Raw genomic sequence first — 19,844 nt, forward strand, 5'->3', positions numbered from 1 at the left:
ATCAGTGCTCCTCTTTGTAGTCAGCAACCGCTTGTACTTCAGGAACCGCTTGCGGTGCCCACGCGACAGGACGATCTGTATCTAACTCAAATGTCGAGATTGCATCTTTGACCAAACGCGCATCGACTTCGCCTTCATCAGCCAGTTTTTTCAAGGTGGCTACCACAATGTGTGCAGCATCGACCCCAAAGTAGCTACGCAAGTTACCGCGGGTATCGGAACGACCATAACCATCGGTACCTAAGGCAACAAATGGACGATTGTCTGGCAAGTAACCGCGAATTTGCTCGCTATAGGCGCGCATGTGATCGGTAGCAGACACGACAATGCCATCTTTGCCACGTAACTGTTGTGAGATCCACGGCTCTTTGCTTTCTTCAGCCAATGGATGCAAACGGTTGTATTCTTCACACGCCATACCATCACGCGCCAATTCATTAAAACTGGTCACACTGTAGACATTCGAGTGGATTTGATACTCTTCACGCAAGATTTTCGCCGCTTTGATGACTTCACGCAAAATCACACCTGAACCTAGCAATTGAACCGTGGCTTTTTCATCTTCCTGCAGTAAATACATGCCGCGCTTAATGCCTTCTTCCACACCTTGTGGCATTTCAGGATGCTCGTAGTTTTCATTCATTACGGTGAGGTAATAGAACACGCGCTCCTGATTGACATACATGCGTTGCAAACCATCATGCACAATCACGGCAAGCTCATAACCAAAGCATGGGTCATAGGACACACAGTTTGGAATAGTATTGGCTAAAATATGCGAGTGACCATCTTGGTGTTGCAAGCCTTCACCATTGAGTGTGGTACGTCCTGCAGTGGCACCCAACAAGAAACCTTGCGCCTGTGCATCACCTGCCGCCCATGCAATATCCCCAATACGTTGGAAACCAAACATGGAGTAATACATATACATTGGGATCATTGGTAAGTTATTGGTCGAATAACTGGTACCCAAAGCTGCCCAAGCACTCATTGCACCTGCTTCGTTAATGCCTTCTTGCAGCATGTGACCGTCTTTGGCTTCACGATAATGCATCAATTGTTCTTGGTCTTCAGGGGTGTATTTTTGCCCATGTGCGGCATAAATACCCAGTTGACGGAACATGCCTTCTAAACCGAAAGTACGTGCTTCATCGGGTACAATGGGTACCACACGGTCTTTAATGGCTTTTTCTTTGAGCAGGGCAGAAATCAAACGCACCATCACCATAGTGGTCGATTGTTCTTTGCCACCTGAACCTGCCAAGACTGAATCGAAAACTGATAATTCAGGAATTTGTAAAGCTTCGCTGTCTTTACGACGCGCAGGCAAATAACCACCCAACGCTTCGCGACGCGCTTTCATATATTTCAATTCAGGCGAATTTTCACTTGGACGATAGAACGGCACTTCTTCAAGTTGCTCATCGCTAAATGGCAAGTTGAAGCGGTCACGTACATATTTTAAAGAATCCAACTGCATTTTTTTGATTTGGTGGGTTTTGTTCACCGCTTCAATTTCATCAGACAAACCATAACCTTTGACAGTTTTGGCTAAAATGACCGTTGGCTGACCTTTGGCCTTACATGCTTCAGCATACGCCGCAAATACTTTGTACGGATCGTGACCACCACGGTTCAGGTTATCAATATCTTCATCGCTTAAATCTTTGACCAATTCTTTGGCTTCAGGATATTTACCAAAGAATTTCTCACGAGCGTATGCACCACCTTTCACTTGCAAGCGCTGATAATCACCATCCACCGCTTCTTCCATAATGGCTCTTAATGCACCTGTGTCGTCTTTGTCTAATAAAGCATCCCAATGACGCCCCCAGACCACTTTAATCACGCGCCAACCTGCGCCACGGAATAACGACTCAAGTTCTTGAATGATTTTACCGTTACCGCGTACAGGGCCATCTAAACGCTGTAAGTTACAGTTCACCACCCAAATCAGGTTATCTAGCTTTTCACGACCTGCCAGTGAAATTGCACCCAAACTTTCTGGCTCATCCATTTCACCATCGCCTAGATATGCCCAGACTTTACGGTCTTCTTCTTTAATTAAACCGCGGTTCATTAAGTATTTTTGAATATGTGCCTGATAAATTGACATGATTGGACCCAGACCCATCGACACCGTTGGGAACTGCCAATAGTCAGGCATTAAATAAGGATGTGGATAGCTAGGTAAACCGTTACCGCCCACTTCACGGCGGAAATTATTCAATTGATCTTCGGTTAAACGCCCTTCTAAAAATGAACGGGCATAAATACCGGGTGCACAGTGACCTTGGTAGTAGATCATATCACCGCCAAAATGATCACTATTGGCACGGAAGAAATGGTTAAAACCAACATCATACAATGTTGCTGAAGATGCGAAACTTGCAAGGTGACCACCTAAATCATCACCTGTTTTATTGGCACGCAATACCATTGCCAACGCATTCCAGCGAATCAGGGCGCGAATACGACGCTCCATATCCTGATCGCCCGGCATGGCAGGTTGTTCTTCCACTGAAATGGTATTGAGGTAAGGAGTATTTAATCGCTGAATGGGTACATGCTTTGCAATTGCACGTTGGTACAGTTTTTCGAGTAAAAATGCTGCCCGTTCAGTACCCATATGTTGTAACACAGCATCAAAGGCGTCTTGCCATTCTTGGGTTTCTTGTGAGTCCGTATCACCGTAAAACGCCATAATTCACTATTCCTAAGCCTAATCGTATGCTTTATATGTATCATAATTTAGACTTTAGTAGATATGGCTAATCTTAAATGCATATCCTGCATACTATTTAGAAAATAAATAGTCATTGACACATTCTTACAGCAAATAACAAAAAACCGCCAATTTAGGCGGTTTTTTATACAATAAAGCAGATACTGCGTGTTATTATTTTTTTAGGTGATAAGTTGATGTCTGAAATGTCTCACTAGATTTCGCTAAAAGCTAAAACGTGAGTATAAAGAAAAGCGACCTTTGCCGCTTTAATTTCATGTTTTAATTTGTAGTTCGCGTGTAGTTTACAGTGAGTGTGGCTAGAGCATGAATTTCTAGCCAAAACATTACGGCAACATTGCTAAATAGGTAGAAGGGTTCTTACGTTGACCATCTTTCACTACTTCATAATGTAAGTGAGGACCTGTACAACGACCTGTACAACCCACGTTGGCAATATGTTCGCCTGCATCTACACGGTCACCCACACGTGCAATTAAACGTGAAGCGTGTGCGTAGCGCGTGATATAACCATTACCGTGGTTAATTTCTACATATTGACCATAACCTGTGCCCCAGCCTGACTTGGTCACAATACCTGGGCCAGTCGCATAAATTGGAGTACCGCTTGGTGCAGCAAGGTCTAAGCCAGAATGGTTTTCAGCACGACCACTCATGACACGACCGCCATAGTTCGAGCTAATACGTGCATTTGGTAATGGATGTGACACTAACCAAGCATAAGGATTTGAAGAAGCAAAACGGGTGCTGGTATTGGTACCGTATTTTTTTGCTAAAGACGCATTGTTTAATTCTGTAGTCTTTTCACGAAGCTTAACGGTCATCTGCGTTTGTGCAGGAACATCAATGTCTTGTGTTTCTGTATAAGAACCTTGTGACAAGGTGCGGGTTAATTGCTCAATACGATCAGTCGATGAATTTTGAGAATCTAACTCAACTAAATCAGCAAATGCGACAGATGCTGCCGAAGCTGCCAGTGAAAACGCTAATAAAATACGGCGCGAATGCATAAAAAAACCTCTTAACTGTTCTTACTTGAAGTTCCTTGTGATCTCTTCCTTGATATCTACTGAAAGGAGCGCATAAGATTAGGGCATAAACATGAAGGAATGATGTATGTCCGAACCTGTGAATCTCTTTCAACAAACAAGAAAACACATAAAAACAGGAAACCTAACGTTTCTCTCAACCCAAGTTGCTGCATGGCAGAAACTTGGCAAACTTATTCAACCTTTACTGCCGCAACCAGAGCAATGGCAGGTGGTTTGTTATCAACAAGGTGTCTTAACCATTACTGGAACGAATCAAGCGATGGTCAGTCAACTTGCTTATTTGCAAAAGCAATACATTACTCAACTGTCACAACTGCATGAACTGAAAGACATACAAAAAATTCAAGTTCGTTTAAGAGTTGAATCTCAAACGCCCCCAAAAAGCGAAAAGCCTTTAAGAACACTTAGTCCAGAAACTCAAGATATGTTACGAGGTGCTGCTGACTTTGTGAGCGACCCTAAGCTTAGCCAAGCTTTGTTACGTTTGGCAAGCAATAAAAAATAATTGTTTGCAGAAAACGCCAAAAACTCGTGCTCAAATTTGTGATGAAATTCACATATTATTGTTGTTACATTATAACGTAGTAAGAAAAGACAATGACTTATGTCACATGCACAAAAGTGATCGGGCAAGAATTTATGTCATCAAATGTTACAATTTCATAACTGCTTGGATCGCTCTGAACATTGCGTAATAACTGATTATTTAAGGCATGTCCTGATTTATAACCATCAAACTTGGCAATAATTTGATGTCCAAGCAAGTACAAATCCCCCACAGCATCTAAAATTTTATGCCGTACAAACTCGTCCGAGAAGCGCAAGCCTTCTTCATTGACCACGCCTGTATCATCTACCCCAATGGCATTATCTAAACTCGCACCCAAAGCCAAATTATTGGCTTTTAAATAGTCCAAATCTTTCATAAAGCCAAAAGTACGTGCGCCACTGACTTCATAGACAAAGGTTTCTGTAGAAAAATCGATGGTGGCAGACTGATATTCTTTTTTAAAGGCAGGATGATCAAAGTCGATGGTGAAATTGAGCTGAAAACCTTCATGCGGACTGAACACCGCACGTTTATCGTCAATTAAAGCTTCTACAGGTTTTAAAATTTTGATGAACTTTTTCGCAGCATCCTGTTCTTTTAAACCACCCTGCATCAACAAATAAATAAAAGGCCCTGCACTGCCGTCCATAATGGGCACTTCAGAGGCAGACACTTCAATAATCAAGTTATCAATGCCCAACCCTGCAATTGCACTCATAACATGCTCAATAGTGCCAACTTTGGCATTATCCTGAACCAAATTCGAGCACATAAATGCTTCTTGAATCAGCATGGCATCGGCTGGAATATCGACAGGCGGATTTAAATCGATACGACGAAACACAATTCCCCCATCGGCATGATGCGGCACAAAGTTGATCAATACTTTTTGACCACTGTGCAGACCAATACCGCTCGCCTTGACGACACGTTGTAGGGTACGTTGTTTCAGCATGTTCTCAATTCATCTAAATTTTAAAACCGCTATACGTTAGCATATTTAGCCATTGATAAAAAACAAAAAAGGCAGTTTAAAACTGCCTTTTCCCGATCACACAATGAAATTGAGGATCTTGGCTTATTTACGCTGCTGATTTTTCAAATAGTCTTGAATACTCATTGGCGTTGGACGCGCAGAGCCTGATGTTGTTGTCGCACTAATTGCAGGCGCAGTTTCTGCCTGCTGACGCTGAATTGCAGGCACATCATCTTCTTCTACTGCCGCTGTTGGTGCTGCAGAAGTGGTTTGTGTCACGGTGCGTTTTGCAGGCTCTGGTGTATCGCCTGTGTTACGCGCTAAACCAGTAGCAATAACAGTCACGCTAATTTCGTCACGCGCTTCAGGATCAAATACCGTACCGTAGAATACTTGGGTTTGTTCGGTATCTGAAAGTTGATGAATCACGTCCATGATCTCTTCGATTTCACCGAAGGTCACATCATCACCACCCGTTACGTTAATCAACAAGCCTTTGGCATTGGCAATGGTTACGCTATCGAGCAATGGGCTACGAATCGCTTGTTCAGCCGCTTGACGCGCACGGTTTTCACCACGACCTGAACCAACACCCATCATCGCATAACCGCGCGTACTCATCGCAGTTTTCAAGTCAGCAAAGTCTAGGTTGATGTGACCTGGACGTACCACCAAATCAAAAATACTGCGTACACCGTTCAACAAAACGTCATCGGCTTTTTTATACGCATCTTTCATTGAAATGTCGCGGTAAACTTTCATTAAACGCTGGTTTGGAATAATGATTAAAGAGTCTACATGCTGTTCTAATGCCGCAATCCCTTTTTCCGCAGAAAGTAAGCGACGCTTACCCTCAAAGTTAAATGGCGTAGTCACCACACCAACAGTCAAAATGCCCATTTCTTTGGCAATTTCAGCCACAACTGGCGCAGCACCTGTACCTGTACCACCGCCCATCCCTGCAGTCACAAACACCATGTCTGTGCCTTCAAGTTGCTGACAGATCAGCTCGCGGCTTTCTTCCGCTGCAGTTTGACCCACTTGAGGATCACCGCCCGCGCCTAAACCACGTGTGCTTTGCTCACCTAGCTGGATTTTGAATTGCGAATTCATGCGATCCAATGCTTGTTTGTCCGTATTGGCACAAACAAATTTTACACCCTGAATATCCGACTCAAGCATGTGCTGCACAGCGTTACCACCTGCACCACCCACACCAAACACAGTGAAACGGGCTTGACCGTTGCTATCGGTTTGATCATCTATAAATTCAAATGAGGCCATGACCTTTAGATTTCCTAATACGTTATTGGCAGTCACTTAAGCCCGTATACTGCCTTGATCTTCATAAAAATTATTTTTAAGAATGCTGTTCAACTTCTGGCTTGTCAAGTACCAGTGATGATCCGTACAACTTCCTAACAACATTCCCAAAAAACTCAACTAAAAAATAGATTTTAACTTTTCGTTCAAGCCAGACCATGCCCGTCCGACACGCCCCCAAACCGATAAGGTTTCAGGGTCTTCATGTTCTACAATCGTGTCTTGAGTATAGTTTTGACTATAAAGCAATAAGCCTGAAGCTGTTGCATATTGTGAACGGCGTAAGGCGGCCTGATGCGGTTCATCGGCATAAACTTGTGAAGGATGATTCCCCAAGTGTGCCGAAACACCCAACATACGACGTACCAATCTGATCATGCCTTCAATTTGTGAGGCATCACCCGCCAAAACCACACCATGATATAAACCATGAATGGCACCGCTCTTTTCGAGTTCCTGACGAATTTGTGCAAAAATTTCTTCATAACGCGCAATAATAATTTCCGCCAGTTCAATACGGCTAATGGTTTGCGGCCCATCAATGCCCTGAATCTGAATCATGTGATCAGGTTTGACCACTTTCATATCTACACAGCCATACAATAGCTTAATCCGTTCAGCTTCTTCAGTTGTGGTTTGTAACACCGCTGCAATATCGCGGGTGACATGCTCACCACCACGCTGCAAAGTGTGTGCCAAGGCCAAACGTCCATCTAAATAAACTGCAATACTGGTCGTACCTGCGCCAATATCTACCAGACACACACCGTATTCTTTTTCATCTTTAAGCAGACTGGCTTCTGCAGTGGCTAAATTTGACACCACCATTTTTTCGACACCAATATTGGCACCTTTTAAAGCACGGTCTAAATTCTGCATGGTGCTAATAGGCAACATCATCAATTGATAATGCCCTGTCATGCTATGTGCTGACATACGAATTGGGTTTTGTACCCATTCACCCGAATCATCTAAATCGAAACCGAGTGGTACTGCGCTCACCAAATAATGGTCTGAGGTGAGGTGACTGGCTTTGGCCAAGTCCAATGCGCGTACCACTTCACTGGTGGTAATGGTGTGATCACTACTTTCAATAGGTGTGCGACCTGAAGCATAAAAGCTTTTTAGCTCTGCACTAGGAATAGAAATCCATGCCGAATGCACACGGCATTCCGCCATATCTTCTGCTTCTTGCACGGCATTTTTAATTGCAGTAATCACTTTATCGAGACTGACAATTTTTCCTTTACTCATGCCTCGATTACGTGCGGTGGCCATACCAATGACTTGGATATTGTCTGGCGCATGGACCTTAGCAATCAAAACTGAAACTTTGTGCGTCCCAATGTCAATCGCAACAACCGAGGGAACAGCTTCACTCATTTATTCACTACCATTACCAGTATGTTTAATTTATGGCTTAATGCCTCTATTTTTTTAAAGCCCAATATTATGGCTTTGCTCTTATTCCCTCTGCAATGCTTGTGTCATCAATCGTTACAACAAAGTGACCATTTGCAATTTTTGGCGGAATTGAGTTTTTCCATTGAATGGCTAAACCATTGCGATAACGCAAATCGATGGCGGATATTTTAGACCATACAGGTTTCAAATCACTTTGTGCAAGATGCCCCAAGCGCTGCAGCTTACTCATGGTTTGATCTTTATCTACAATAACACGTAGACCTGAATCAAACTGCATAAACCACGTCATACGTTCTGTTAAATATAGTTCTTTTAAACGATCGTTGACGGGTAAGAATAATTGGTTAATTTCATTATAACGACGCATCATCATTTTAGATTGATGCGTTGGCCCGTGTAATAACGGTAAATGTTGATTATTTTGTGGCGTGACCTCGGTAAAGACTTCACCGCTGTCACTGAGCAAACGACCTGTCCCCCAACGTGCAATTGGATGACGCGGCATAACCCGCACACGAATAGCATTCGGCCACGCACGTGAAACCACCACTCGATCTACCCAAGACAACTCCAAAGCGGTATCGCGGATTTGCTCTAGGTCAGAGGTGAAATAGTTCTTGGTCATTACAGGGTTCACATGCGTCATCACTTGGCGGTGTTCCGCATCTGAACGTGTACCCACTACATCTAGCTTGGCAATTTGTGCATCGGTCATGACTTTGTATAGCCCGTACGCACCCACTGCCAACACGAGCACCGCAACGCACAGCATTACCCAACCGCCAAAATGAATCAGCTTTTCTTTGGCTGTTGGCGGTTTGTCATGAATCGAGGTAATCGCTGCCCGTTTACGGCGCAAGGATGCAGGAAGTTGAGCCATATTTAGTGTGCTTCACCTGTAAGGGTTTGTGCCAAAATTGCCACACACAGCTCATCAAAACTATAGCCGACTGCATTTGCCGCTTTCGGAACTAAAGAGTGGCTGGTCATTCCCGGCACGGTATTCACTTCCAATAGCCAGAAATTGCCGTTCTCATCTTGCATGGCATCAATACGACCCCAGCCACTTGCACCCACGGCTTGGAAGGCACGTAATGCCAAAGCTTGTAACTGTTGCTCTTCGGCAGTGCTTAAACCACACGGAATACCGTATTGCACATCATTACGTTGATATTTGGCTTCATAATCATAGAACGCCACATCTTTCGGTGGTTCTAAACGAATAATCGGTAAAGCCTGACCATTTAACAGCACGATGGTAAATTCACGTCCTGTAATCCATTTTTCAGCCATAACAATAGCGTCATGTGCAGTTGCTTTCGCTACAGCATCGGCAAAGTCTTCTACTTTTTCGACTTTGCTCATGCCAATACTTGAACCTTCATGTACAGGCTTGATGATGAGTGGTAAACCCAATTCGACAACCACGTCTTCAATATTGGAATCTTTGCTAACAATACGATATGGCGCAGTTGGCAAGTCAGAACCTTGCCAAATTTGCTTGGTCTTCACTTTGTCCATGCCAATGGCTGAACCTTGCACGCCCGTACCCGTGTATGGAATATTCAACCATTCCAAAACACCTTGAATTTGACCATCTTCACCACCGCGCCCGTGTAACACAATAAAGGCACGATCATAATTGACCAATTCGGTCACGCTACGTGTTTGTGGATCAAATGCTTCTGCATTGACCCCAGAACGTAGCAGTGCTTCGAGTACTGCTTGACCGCTGTCTAGAGAAACCTCACGCTCAGCAGATTTTCCACCCAATAACACGGCAACTTTGCCGAACTTTGAAGCATTTGACACGTTTATATCCTTAAACTTTAAACTGGTCGATCAAATTCAAACATCACAGGTTGTGATTATTTTAAATATAAATGGTTTTGTGCAAGCTCGATTGAAATCGCCCCCACATTACCTGCACCTTGGGTCAATAACAAGTCATTGGCCTGTAACACTTGTTTCACAATATTCGGTAGGTTGCCGTCATTTGGATCGACCAAAATTGGCTCAACCTGACCACGCAAACGAATACTGCGTGCCAAAGTACGGCTATCTGCGCCAACAATTGGTTTTTCACCCGCAGGATAAACATCGAGCAATAACAATTGATCGACTTGTGACAACACTTCCACAAAGTCATCAAAACAGTCACGGGTGCGACTAAAACGGTGTGGTTGGAACAACATCACCAAACGGCGATCAGGATGACTTTGACGCGCAGCTTTAATGGTGGCTTCCACTTCTTTCGGGTGATGTCCGTAGTCATCTACCAATTTCACATTGCCGTCTGCTACCTCAAACTCACCTTGTACTTGGAAACGACGACCGACACCGCTAAAGCCTTCTAAAGCACGGCAAATTGCACCATCAGAAACGCCTTCATCGGTGGCAATTCCAATTGCAGCCAAGGCATTCAATACGTTATGCAGCCCCGGTTGATTCACCGTCACGCGTAACGGTTCGCGGTCTTTACGCAGTACAGTAAAGTGTGTGCGCATGCCGTCTTGATCGACATCAATGGCACGAATATCGTTGTCTTCATTAAAACCATAGGTCAATACAGGGCGCCCGATACGCGGCATGATTTCACGAATATTGGCATCATCACCACACACCACAGCCAAACCGTAGAATGGCAGTTTGTGCAAAAATTGAATAAAGGTATCTTTTAAGGTATCGAAACTACCACCATAGGTGTCCATGTGGTCGGCATCAATATTGGTCACCACAGCCGCCATTGGCTCTAGGAATAAGAACGATGCATCAGATTCATCGGCTTCTGCCACGATATAACGGCTAGCACCCAATGCTGCATTGACCCCAGTACGGTTTAGCAAACCACCAATCACATAGGTTGGATCCATGTTTTCTTCGGCCAACATACAGGTGATTAAACTGGTAGTGGTGGTTTTACCATGTGTACCCGCGACTGCAATACCATGACGGTAACGCATCAACTCGCCCAGCATTTCAGCACGACGCACCACAGGAATACGGGTGTCAATTGCTGTTTTAATTTCTGGGTTTTCTGGGTCAATTGCAGTAGACACCACCAACACATTGGCGCCTTTAATATTCTCTGCCGCATGCCCAATATAAACCTTGATGCCATTTTCTTCTAATTGCGCTGTGGTTTTTGAAGCTTTGATGTCTGAACCCGACACTTTATAGCCTTGGTTTTTCAAGACTTCGGCAATACCACACATCCCCGCGCCACCAATACCCACAAAATGAATGTGTTTGATACGGCGCATTTCAGGCACTTTGATTAATTTTTTCGCTTGATCAGCGGGTGTAGATGGAGACATATTTTACTCGAACAATGCTTGAATAAGACGAACCACGTGTTGAGTTGCATCAGGCTGCGCCTGCTGACGGGCTTTGACCGCCATTTCAGACAACAATTGACGATTCATTAACGGGGTTAATAATGTTGTTAAACTTTCAGGTGTCATGCTAGCTTGCGGACAGATTTTTGCTGCACCAAGATCGGCTAAAAACTTGGCATTGGCAGTTTGGTGATCATCCACCGCACTAGGCAATGGTACAAATACTGCTGCAACACCTGCAGTCGCGACCTCGGTTACCGTGAGTGCGCCCGCACGACAAATAATTAAATCGGCATCACTATAGGCTTTGGCCATATCTTCAATAAAAGGCTGTACCTCAACCTGTAAATGGTCAGGCTTGTGTGCATAACGTGCCTGCGTCGCTTCGGCATGGTTTTGCCCACATTGATGATAAACATCTAAAGCGACATTTAGTTGCTTTAACGCTTCAGGTACACATTCATTTAAGGCTTGTGCACCTAGTGAACCACCCACAATTAAAATACGAATTGGCAAGCCTGCTTTTTCACGTTCCTGATAGCGCCATGCAGGGCTTAAGGTCGCAGTGATTTCTTCACGAACAGGGTTGCCTGTGGTGACAATTTTGTTACTGTTTGGAAAGGTATTTGGGAAAGCCTGACACACGGTTTTTGCCACACGTGACAATTGAGTGTTGGTAAAACCCGCAACTGCATTTTGTTCGTGAATCAGCACAGGAATACCCAAAGCACGTGCTGCCAAGCCACCTGGCCCTGCCACATAACCACCAAAACCTGCAACAGCATCAACTTTTAATTGCTTCATGTAACGCACAGCACTGAGCGTTGCGCCTAAAATTTTAAATGGTGCAGCCAGTTTACGGATCAAACCGTTGCCACGTACACCTTGAATATTAATTTGGTAAATTGGGATATTATGATTTTTAAGCAGACGATTTTCCATGCCCGTTGGGGTCGCCAACCATGACACTTGAATCCCTTGTTGCTGTAATTGTTTTGCGACGGCCAAAGCGGGAAAAACATGTCCACCTGTACCTGCGGCCATCATCATGACATGTTTAGGCTGTTGTTGCTGTGCGTCAGTCACGGTTTAATTCTTCAACTCAAAATAAGGCAAATAAAAATCTTGTATAAGCTATCAATTGTAATCACAAACGCATGGGCTTGAAAGGTTATTTACTTTTTTTCACCAAGTGCTTGATTGTTTTTTTCTACAGATTTTCAAGTTTAAACTAGTTTTATTATTAATCTACGGAAAATGTTAAGTTTTATTCAATTTTACCTGCTTTGATTGATCTATTTTGCAAAGTGTTTAAGTTGTTTTTTGTATCCACGTCTCTAAAAACAAGGCCGCTTTCAAATAGAAAACGGCTTTTGTATTGATACAGTGAGCATAAAGCCCAAACTTAGTTGGGACGACCTGCTTCAAGTACGGTAAATAAATCATCGGCAATGGATGTACCAAACTGTGCATCAATTTCACGAATACACGTTGGACTGGTCACGTTGATTTCAGTGACATAGTTGCCAATCACATCTAATCCGACAAAAACCAAGCCTTTTTCACGTAAAAATGGCCCGACTTTGGCGGCAATGGCTTTGTCATTTTCAGTCAATGGACGTGCTTCGCCTAAACCACCTGCAGCTAAGTTGCCACGCACTTCGCCATTTTGTGGAATTCGTGCCAAACAATAAGGCACAGGCTCACCATTAACCATGAGGATGCGTTTATCACCATCTACAATTTCTGGAATATAGCGCTGCGCCATGATTGGCTGAGTGCCGTTGTTGGTCAGAATTTCAATGGTTGAGCCAATATTGACCCCATCTTGGTACAAACGGAAAATTCCCATGCCGCCCATGCCATCGAGCGGTTTAACGATCACATCACCATGTTGCTGAATAAATTCACGAATCAGGCTTTGTTGTGAAGTGACCAATGTCGGAACTTGTAGTTCTGGGAATTGAGTCGCAAACAGCTTTTCATTACAGTCACGCAGGCTTTGCGGCTTGTTGATGATCCATGCGCCTTCGCGTTCAGCTTGCTCTAAAATATATGTGGTATAAACGAAATTCATGTCAAAAGGCGGGTCTTTACGCATGAGAATGACATCATAATCAGCTAAGGATTCTTTGCGTTTTTCGCCCAATTCGTAATAATGGTTATAATCTTCAAAGACTTTGAGCGATGCAATCAGACCAAATGCCTTGCCCTGATCAATATATAAGTCTTGCTGTAATGCATAGCCCAAGGTATGCCCACGACGGCTTGCCGCCCATAACATCGCCATGGTTGAGTCTTTTTTCAAATTGACACTTTCGATGGGATCCATCACAACAAGTACGCGCATATTTCGGTGCTCTTTTGAAGAATTGAATAAGCAAAAGTATAGCGGAGTTTGGCTTTGGTTTTGCTGCAATTTTCGTAACGCTTTATCCACGATCATCATGCACTTAGGAGTATGCGATGCAACAAGCGATTATTGGTTTTCATTTAGATGAAGAAAATGATTGGGTCGCAGATTTGGCCTGCGGTCATGGGCAGCATGTGCGGCATAATCCACCGTGGCAAAACCGCCCGTGGGTAATCACAGAGCAAGGGCGCAAGGAAAAGTTGGGGGTGATGCTGGAGTGTAAGAAGTGTGAGGAGGAATTGGAGTGGGTTTTGGATAAGAGATTTTAGGTTAAAAAGATAATCAAACGACCCATGAAGCGGGGCTTTCGTATAACGACCACGATTATGTTAAATCGAAAATTTAAGTATATTTTCTTAGATGATAATTGTGCTGACACCGTCAAATTAAAGATAGTATGGGCGCCCCAAACTCATCTACAAGTTCAATATCAGCAGCTTTTAAACGATCTAATGGATCCCCTGTTTTTAAACACCATCCATCAGGCATTTTGTTTTTTAAGCCACATGTCTTGGAATCTAATTTTTTTTGCTCGTCATGAGTAATATAAGCTATGCCTAAATTTCGTTTGAGAATCGTTGATAATTCTTGATTTGATAATTGATCGGTTTTTATTAAACCCCATAAACCATTGAAAAGATAAGACATAGGTACGATGTGTTCTTTTCTTGCAGGAATAGAGCCCACAGGTAAATTTTGAAAAACAGGATTAGAGTATCCCTTAAAAATTAATTCATCTTCTGGATGAACTAATCTCTCTATAAATCTGGAGTGATATCCCCAAGACTTTTGAATATTAGCTTGAAATACCATTATATTTTTAAGGTGTTGAATGACAAGATCACAAGTATTATCTAAATACTGATTAATATATTCTTTATTTTTCATTGAAAGACATCGCTCATAATATTTTTAAGAATAAGCTATTCTAAAATCGACATCATACACCTTTAACACATCACGAAAATTATTCCACATAATTCAGTCCACTGCATACAAAAAAAGCCCAAACCTACAGATCTGGGCTTTTTATAAACTTGTTACGTTCCGCGCTAAATTATTAATCAACGCTCAATATTATCATTAAAGAGAATTGATAAGACTTAAATCCCATACTTCACACGGTACGCTTCCATTTTCGCCAAGGCATCTTTTTCACCTTTAGCATCCAAATAATTCATTAAATCTTTCATGGTAATTAAAGCATGCACAGGAATTTCCAACTCTTTTTGCACTTCCTGAATAGCAGACAAATCGCCCTGACCTTTTTCTTGACGGTCTAAAGCCACCAATACGCCCGCAATTTGTGCGCCTGCATTTTTCAAAATAGTCACCACTTCACGAATAGCCGTACCCGCAGTAATCACATCATCAATAATCCAAACTTTTTTGCCCTCAACCGCAGCACCCACCAACACACCGCCTTCGCCATGATCTTTGGCTTCTTTACGGTTAAACCCCCACGGCACACTTACGCCATGATTTTGTGATAAAGCCACTGCTGTAGCTGCCACAAATGGAATACCTTTATAGGCAGGCCCGAAAATAACATCTACATTTTTGCATTGCATGAGTTGATCTGCATAGCCCGAAGCCAATAGCGATAAAGCTTCGCCATCATTCAACAAACCTGCGTTAAAAAAATAAGGACTCACACGACCCGATTTTAAAGTAAACTCACCAAATTTAAGCACACCACGTGATAAGGCGAGTTCGATAAAAGCTTGCGGGTTAAATTGAGCTGGCGATGTCATGAGGTGCTCCAAATTAATACATTGAGGTAAGACCTGAGCATGATACCAAAGAGTAGCTATCCGAGTGATCAAAAAATTCTTCGAGTGGTTTCAATTAACGTCAATGGGTTGCGTTCATCGGTAAGCAAAGGCTTACTCGAATGGTTGGAAAAGTCTGAAGCAGACGTGATTTGCATGCAGGAAAGCCGCATCACACACGCCCAATGGACCGATAAATTTAAGCCAGAAGGCTGGCACACGCATCTTTTCCCTGCAGAACGCGCAGGCTACGCAGGGACAGCTATTTATAGCCGTTTGCCGTTTGTTTCTGTGCAAAATGGTTTAGGCTTTGAATTGGCCGATTCTCAGGGTCGCTTTATCAGTGCTGAATTTGATGTAGGACTGGATCACCCAATTTACATCTGTTCACTGTATTTGCCTTCTGGCTCTTCAGGTGAAGAAGCCCAAATGCGGAAAGATCACTTTTTAGAAGAGTATCAAAAAATTCTAAAACAGTGGCGTGAAGACAATAAATCGATCATTGTCTGTGGCGATTACAACATCGTGCATAAGCGCATTGATATTAAAAACTGGTCGGGCAACCAAAAGTCTTCAGGTTGTTTGCCGCATGAACGTGCATGGTTAGATCATATTTACAATGATTTGGGCTATGTTGATACCTTCCGTGAAGTGCGCCATGAAGCGGAGCTGTATTCTTGGTGGTCAAATCGCGGGCAAGCCCGTGCCAAGAACGTTGGTTGGCGGATTGATTATCATGCTTGCTCACCCGACTGGAAAGCACGCACTGTCAATGCTTGGGTGTATAAAGACGAATGGTTTAGTGACCATGCCCCTGTGATTATTGATTATAAGATCTAATATTCACACAAATTTCACAGCCTATATGAGTGAACAATTGTTCACTCAACTGAGGTTCAATTCGCACATAATCTGTCGACTTTGTGTATTTATCTTCAAGTCGATTCAGCGCATTATTGCATAACGGCAAAGGGACAGTCAGGATGACACAAAAGGATTGGAAGCCGAAGGATGGAAAATAAACTAACTGGTTTTGGTTAGTTTCAAGGATGTAACAATGGACGTTAAAATGAGACCCGCATAATCAGGATGATTAAATGCGGGTTTTCTCTTTTTATCATCTTATTTTCTGTTTTGCGCTGTTACTGTTGTTCTTCACTGTATTTTTTATTTTCACTAGAGTCTGTTCTTATCAAGTTTTTCATTTTTTTCTGTTTATGCGTCCCATTTTAGAGCGATCAAGTGTCAATTTGGTGACATCGGTATGACGTATTGATGACACATACCATTTAAACAGCCAATCATTGTTCACTGCAAGTTTCTAGCACTTAGCGCTGTTTTGGGCTAGGCTATAGCCAGTTTGATGATATTAACGTGAAAAAAATATGTTAAAAATTTATGGGATTAAGAACTGCAATTCAATGAAAAAAGCCTTCGATTTACTCAATGAATTGGGGCTAAGTTATGAGTTTCACGATTATAAAAAACAAGGGATCGATGCCGACACTGTCAAAAGTTGGTTAGATGCGCTTGGGCAAGATGTAGTACTGAATAAAAAAGGCACCACTTGGCGCAAACTCAGCGAAGCAGAACAGCAAGCTGCTTTGGCCAGTGAAGCCAACTTAATTGAAGCACTTTGCACTCACACCAGTTTAATTAAACGTCCTGTCTTAAAAACTGAATCAGGCTTTATTGCGGGTTTTGATGAAGCGGCTTATCGTGCTTTAGGTTAAGTTTAAAAAAATACCAATAAAAAACCTGCTCACATGGAGCAGGTTTTTTTATATCCTGTGCAATATGATTTCAACTGCACAGGTGGAATACATGCTTAGTTCGCACGAATCCATGTTTGGTTACGACCCAATGCCGCTACACCAATGAAACCACGCAATTCCAGTTTCTTACCACCATCGGCAAGTTTACCTTTTAGCTTGTAGGTTTTACCTGTTTGCGGGTCAAGAATTGAACCACCATCGTAGCTCGTGCCGCCTGTATTTTTCAGACCGCGAACAATGGTCAAACCTTTGAGTGATTTGTTGTGATACGGACCTTCACATTTTGTACAGGCATTTTCTTCACCAGGCGTTAAAATTGACTGAATGCTTGCGGTTAAAGTTCCATTTTTTTGCTCAGTAAATCTTACCGTGGCTTTGGGTTGTTTGGTTTTGTCGTCAATTGTTTTCCAAACTGTGCCGTTAAGCGGATCTGCAGCATTGGCCAAAGCGCTTAAACCTAACAGCCCGAATGCAAGTGCAATTTTTTTCATTGTTTTGTTTCCCTGGTCTACTATCAGACAACTTTATTATTAAAAAGTCACAACAAATTTGCAATTTTTGAATGTGACCGTTTAGTGTACCCTTGTAAATTATGTTGGTAAATACACAAATATCCGATCAAATAAAGAACAAGATGGAAAAATCATGAAGATTAACCCCATGTGGAAACAAATTATTACAGAGCAGTTTTTAAAAACCACCATTCGCAAACCAAGCCAATTTAATTTACCCCCCAATTCTGTACGTTTTGCACTAGAACAAATGTGCCGTTTATTTCCCATGCAAAAGTCGGTGCAGGTACGCGCGCTGCGTTTAGCAGGTCTGCATGCCGAAGAATTAAAACCACAGAATGCTGCAACACAGCTCATTTTTCATATTCATGGCGGGGCTTTTTTTCTGGGTTCGTTAAATACCCATCGAGCATTTTTGAGTCAAGTTGCGGCACGCACCCAAATGCAAGTGATTCATGTCGATTATCCGCTTGCACCTGAGCATCCTTTTCCACATGCTTTGGAAGCCGTGTTTGATGTCTATCAAAGTCTGTTGGCGCAAGGTATACACGCCAAAGATATTATTTTGTCAGGAGATTCTTGCGGTGCAAATTTAGCGTTGGCGCTAGCTTTAAAAATACGTGATGAGCAATTGCCGCAAGTGAGTGGCTTAATGCTGCTGTCACCATTTTTAGATTTAACCCTCACCAGTGAATCCTTGCGTTATAACAGCAAGCATGATGCCCTGCTGTCAATTGAAACGCTGGAAACAGGCATTGATTACTATGTACCGCCTGAACTTGATCGGGCAGACCCGCAAATTTCGCCATTGTTTGATGATTTACATGAATTACCACCAGTTTTAGTACAAATTGGCTCTAAAGAAATTTTGCTGGATGATGCAACACGTTTTAAAGAAAAAGCCGAACAGGCAGGCGTAGAAGTGCATTACAAACTCTACACGGGTATGTGGCACAATTTTCAAATGTTTTCACCGTGGTTTGAAGAAGCCAAACGTGCATTGGCAGATTTAGCAGAGTTTGCACATCGGCAAGATCAGAGCTAAGTTCAACCATAACAAGGCTTTGCTAACCAACCCTTTTAGCCGATCCATCTATATAAAAAAAGCTCAGCACCCTCAAGGCACTGAGCTTTTTTTATTGAAATAGTGGGTTAAATCGCCTGAATTTTTTGCATCGCATTGGCAACAGCTTGGTCTTTAAATTCCGACATACTCACCCCTTCAGCGCGAATAATTTCTACATCATTCACCCCTGTAAAGTTGAAGATGGTTTTCAAGAAATCTTCCTGAAAATCAGCAGGGCTATTATCACCATACACACCGCCACGGCTGCTGGCGATATAGGCTTTTTTCTCACCCGCCAAACCTACAGGCCCTTGCTCGGTATATTTAAAGGTTCTTCCCGCCACGCTAATGCGGTCAATCCATGCTTTTAAGGTTGAAGTCAAACCAAAGTTATACATGGCTGCACCCACCACCACGACATCGGCATCAATATATTGCTGGATGATTTTTTCACCTAAAGCCGCTTGTTCTGCATCTTGTCCCATTAAAATTTCGGCAGTTAAGTGCGGAATCGGCTGTTGTGCCAAATCTAAATAATCGACCTGTGCATTACTATTTTTTGCAGTCAATTGTTTCACAATCGCTTGGCTCAACTGACGTGAAACTGAGTTTTCACCTAAAATACTCGAGTCGATGTGTAAAATTTTCATGGGGATGTTCCAATCTTGTATTCATTTAATAACGCTATTTTAATCGTGCAGCGTAAATAAAATAATTAGAAAAACTAAGACACTATGTTTTATTTTTGGAACAAAAGACCTTTACCGCACGAAAACTTCCGCAGTATTTTTCCGAATCCTGCTTTTTCCAAGTCATTTTGCTTGCTTTTGATAAGGCTCTAAATAATTAACCCACATCGGTTCTTGTAAAGCTGCCTGCACCCAAGCCTGCATGGC

The 19,844-nt window shown here is 42.8% G+C and carries 19 protein-coding genes; 5 read left to right on the plus strand and 14 right to left on the minus strand.

The features are described from left to right. Nucleotide 1: 1 nt before the first annotated feature. Both aceE and ACEO2X_RS04295 read right to left on the minus strand, forming a co-directional pair. Nucleotides 2–2,704: a pyruvate dehydrogenase (acetyl-transferring), homodimeric type gene (gene aceE, locus ACEO2X_RS04290; RefSeq protein WP_096901655.1), complete on the minus strand. Its 2,703-nt coding sequence runs from the start codon at nt 2,702–2,704 to the stop codon at nt 2–4. Nucleotides 2,705–3,072: 368 nt separating this feature from the next. Next, entirely contained in the window at nt 3,073–3,756 is a 684-nt protein-coding gene (locus ACEO2X_RS04295; protein ID WP_004974246.1) for a M23 family metallopeptidase, read from the minus strand. Nucleotides 3,757–3,862: 106 nt separating this feature from the next. On the opposite strand from ACEO2X_RS04295, the gene ACEO2X_RS04300 reads away from it, so the two are divergent. Then, nucleotides 3,863–4,303 (plus strand): DciA family protein, encoded by a 441-nt coding sequence (locus ACEO2X_RS04300; RefSeq protein ID WP_004974242.1) that lies wholly within the window; start codon nt 3,863–3,865, stop codon nt 4,301–4,303. A 97-nt stretch (nt 4,304–4,400) separates the two neighbouring features. Here the strand turns inward: ACEO2X_RS04300 and lpxC are convergent, their stop codons facing one another. From lpxC to gshB, 8 genes are all read right to left on the minus strand, one after another. Continuing rightward, nucleotides 4,401–5,303, minus strand: coding sequence for a UDP-3-O-acyl-N-acetylglucosamine deacetylase (gene lpxC, locus ACEO2X_RS04305; protein WP_004974240.1), 903 nt, complete (start codon nt 5,301–5,303; stop codon nt 4,401–4,403). Between the two features lie 123 nt (nt 5,304–5,426). Beyond that, nucleotides 5,427–6,608 (minus strand): cell division protein FtsZ, encoded by a 1,182-nt coding sequence (gene ftsZ, locus ACEO2X_RS04310; RefSeq protein WP_004974238.1) that lies wholly within the window; start codon nt 6,606–6,608, stop codon nt 5,427–5,429. 159 nt (nt 6,609–6,767) lie between these two features. Next, nucleotides 6,768–8,030, minus strand: a complete 1,263-nt coding sequence (gene ftsA, locus ACEO2X_RS04315) for a cell division protein FtsA (RefSeq protein ID WP_371971123.1) — start codon at nt 8,028–8,030, stop codon at nt 6,768–6,770. A 67-nt stretch (nt 8,031–8,097) separates the two neighbouring features. Beyond that, nucleotides 8,098–8,952 (minus strand): cell division protein FtsQ/DivIB, encoded by an 855-nt coding sequence (locus ACEO2X_RS04320; RefSeq protein ID WP_004974235.1) that lies wholly within the window; start codon nt 8,950–8,952, stop codon nt 8,098–8,100. Nucleotides 8,953–8,954: 2 nt separating this feature from the next. Next, nucleotides 8,955–9,884, minus strand: a complete 930-nt coding sequence (locus ACEO2X_RS04325; protein WP_104852724.1) for a D-alanine--D-alanine ligase — start codon at nt 9,882–9,884, stop codon at nt 8,955–8,957. Nucleotides 9,885–9,940: 56 nt separating this feature from the next. Further along, nucleotides 9,941–11,389: a UDP-N-acetylmuramate--L-alanine ligase gene (murC, locus tag ACEO2X_RS04330; protein WP_179990852.1), complete on the minus strand. Its 1,449-nt coding sequence runs from the start codon at nt 11,387–11,389 to the stop codon at nt 9,941–9,943. A 3-nt stretch (nt 11,390–11,392) separates the two neighbouring features. After that, nucleotides 11,393–12,496: an undecaprenyldiphospho-muramoylpentapeptide beta-N-acetylglucosaminyltransferase gene (gene murG, locus ACEO2X_RS04335; RefSeq protein ID WP_004974229.1), complete on the minus strand. Its 1,104-nt coding sequence runs from the start codon at nt 12,494–12,496 to the stop codon at nt 11,393–11,395. A 319-nt stretch (nt 12,497–12,815) separates the two neighbouring features. Next, complete coding sequence (gshB, locus tag ACEO2X_RS04340) at nt 12,816–13,760, minus strand: glutathione synthase (protein WP_004974228.1); 945 nt, start codon at nt 13,758–13,760, stop codon at nt 12,816–12,818. 116 nt (nt 13,761–13,876) lie between these two features. On the opposite strand from gshB, the gene ACEO2X_RS04345 reads away from it, so the two are divergent. After that, nucleotides 13,877–14,092: a DUF3565 domain-containing protein gene (locus ACEO2X_RS04345; protein WP_096901642.1), complete on the plus strand. Its 216-nt coding sequence runs from the start codon at nt 13,877–13,879 to the stop codon at nt 14,090–14,092. 112 nt (nt 14,093–14,204) lie between these two features. Here ACEO2X_RS04345 and ACEO2X_RS04350 read toward each other — a convergent pair whose 3' ends face one another. Both ACEO2X_RS04350 and pyrE read right to left on the minus strand, forming a co-directional pair. Beyond that, on the minus strand, nt 14,205–14,711 hold the full coding sequence (locus ACEO2X_RS04350; protein ID WP_096901639.1) for a hypothetical protein: 507 nt from the start codon (nt 14,709–14,711) through the stop codon (nt 14,205–14,207). Nucleotides 14,712–14,926: 215 nt separating this feature from the next. Further along, a complete protein-coding gene (gene pyrE, locus ACEO2X_RS04355) occupies nt 14,927–15,577 on the minus strand; it encodes an orotate phosphoribosyltransferase (RefSeq protein WP_096901637.1) in 651 nt (216 codons plus the stop codon). 39 nt (nt 15,578–15,616) lie between these two features. Here pyrE and ACEO2X_RS04360 point away from each other — a divergent pair, with 39 nt between their 5' ends. Both ACEO2X_RS04360 and ACEO2X_RS04365 read left to right on the plus strand, forming a co-directional pair. After that, a complete protein-coding gene (locus tag ACEO2X_RS04360) occupies nt 15,617–16,435 on the plus strand; it encodes an exodeoxyribonuclease III (protein ID WP_179988755.1) in 819 nt (272 codons plus the stop codon). A gap of 545 nt (nt 16,436–16,980) precedes the next feature. Beyond that, nucleotides 16,981–17,328, plus strand: coding sequence for a Spx/MgsR family RNA polymerase-binding regulatory protein (locus ACEO2X_RS04365; protein ID WP_026438350.1), 348 nt, complete (start codon nt 16,981–16,983; stop codon nt 17,326–17,328). Between the two features lie 95 nt (nt 17,329–17,423). Here ACEO2X_RS04365 and ACEO2X_RS04370 read toward each other — a convergent pair whose 3' ends face one another. Next, nucleotides 17,424–17,861 carry a DUF2147 domain-containing protein gene (locus tag ACEO2X_RS04370; RefSeq protein ID WP_004974208.1) on the minus strand — a complete coding sequence of 146 codons (438 nt, stop codon included), beginning with the start codon at nt 17,859–17,861 and terminating at the stop codon, nt 17,424–17,426. Between the two features lie 154 nt (nt 17,862–18,015). On the opposite strand from ACEO2X_RS04370, the gene ACEO2X_RS04375 reads away from it, so the two are divergent. After that, a complete protein-coding gene (locus ACEO2X_RS04375) occupies nt 18,016–18,927 on the plus strand; it encodes an alpha/beta hydrolase (protein ID WP_004974206.1) in 912 nt (303 codons plus the stop codon). A 107-nt stretch (nt 18,928–19,034) separates the two neighbouring features. Here ACEO2X_RS04375 and ACEO2X_RS04380 read toward each other — a convergent pair whose 3' ends face one another. Then, nucleotides 19,035–19,598, minus strand: coding sequence for an FMN-dependent NADH-azoreductase (locus ACEO2X_RS04380; protein ID WP_179997061.1), 564 nt, complete (start codon nt 19,596–19,598; stop codon nt 19,035–19,037). Nucleotides 19,599–19,844 lie beyond the last annotated feature (246 nt).

Origin of the sequence: Acinetobacter sp. AL9 (assembly GCF_041464035.1) — a bacterium.
GTDB lineage: Bacteria > Pseudomonadota > Gammaproteobacteria > Pseudomonadales > Moraxellaceae > Acinetobacter > Acinetobacter towneri.

Excerpts from the sequence above, each read along its gene's own strand:
- lpxC (WP_004974240.1), bottom strand. The coding sequence starts at position 5,303 with ATGCTGAAACAACGTACCCTACAACGTGTCGTCAAGGCGAGCGGTATT.
- ACEO2X_RS04295 (WP_004974246.1), bottom strand. The coding sequence starts at position 3,756 with ATGCATTCGCGCCGTATTTTATTAGCGTTTTCACTGGCAGCTTCGGCA.
- ACEO2X_RS04300 (WP_004974242.1), top strand. The coding sequence starts at position 3,863 with ATGTCCGAACCTGTGAATCTCTTTCAACAAACAAGAAAACACATAAAA.
- pyrE (WP_096901637.1), bottom strand. The coding sequence starts at position 15,577 with ATGACATCGCCAGCTCAATTTAACCCGCAAGCTTTTATCGAACTCGCC.
- ACEO2X_RS04360 (WP_179988755.1), top strand. The coding sequence starts at position 15,617 with ATGATACCAAAGAGTAGCTATCCGAGTGATCAAAAAATTCTTCGAGTG.
- murC (WP_179990852.1), bottom strand. The coding sequence starts at position 11,389 with ATGTCTCCATCTACACCCGCTGATCAAGCGAAAAAATTAATCAAAGTG.
- ACEO2X_RS04380 (WP_179997061.1), bottom strand. The coding sequence starts at position 19,598 with ATGAAAATTTTACACATCGACTCGAGTATTTTAGGTGAAAACTCAGTT.
- ACEO2X_RS04345 (WP_096901642.1), top strand. The coding sequence starts at position 13,877 with ATGCAACAAGCGATTATTGGTTTTCATTTAGATGAAGAAAATGATTGG.
- ftsA (WP_371971123.1), bottom strand. The coding sequence starts at position 8,030 with ATGAGTGAAGCTGTTCCCTCGGTTGTTGCGATTGACATTGGGACGCAC.
- ACEO2X_RS04350 (WP_096901639.1), bottom strand. The coding sequence starts at position 14,711 with ATGAAAAATAAAGAATATATTAATCAGTATTTAGATAATACTTGTGAT.
- ftsZ (WP_004974238.1), bottom strand. The coding sequence starts at position 6,608 with ATGGCCTCATTTGAATTTATAGATGATCAAACCGATAGCAACGGTCAA.
- ACEO2X_RS04320 (WP_004974235.1), bottom strand. The coding sequence starts at position 8,952 with ATGGCTCAACTTCCTGCATCCTTGCGCCGTAAACGGGCAGCGATTACC.
- ACEO2X_RS04370 (WP_004974208.1), bottom strand. The coding sequence starts at position 17,861 with ATGAAAAAAATTGCACTTGCATTCGGGCTGTTAGGTTTAAGCGCTTTG.
- ACEO2X_RS04365 (WP_026438350.1), top strand. The coding sequence starts at position 16,981 with ATGTTAAAAATTTATGGGATTAAGAACTGCAATTCAATGAAAAAAGCC.
- ACEO2X_RS04375 (WP_004974206.1), top strand. The coding sequence starts at position 18,016 with ATGAAGATTAACCCCATGTGGAAACAAATTATTACAGAGCAGTTTTTA.
- aceE (WP_096901655.1), bottom strand. The coding sequence starts at position 2,704 with ATGGCGTTTTACGGTGATACGGACTCACAAGAAACCCAAGAATGGCAA.
- gshB (WP_004974228.1), bottom strand. The coding sequence starts at position 13,760 with ATGCGCGTACTTGTTGTGATGGATCCCATCGAAAGTGTCAATTTGAAA.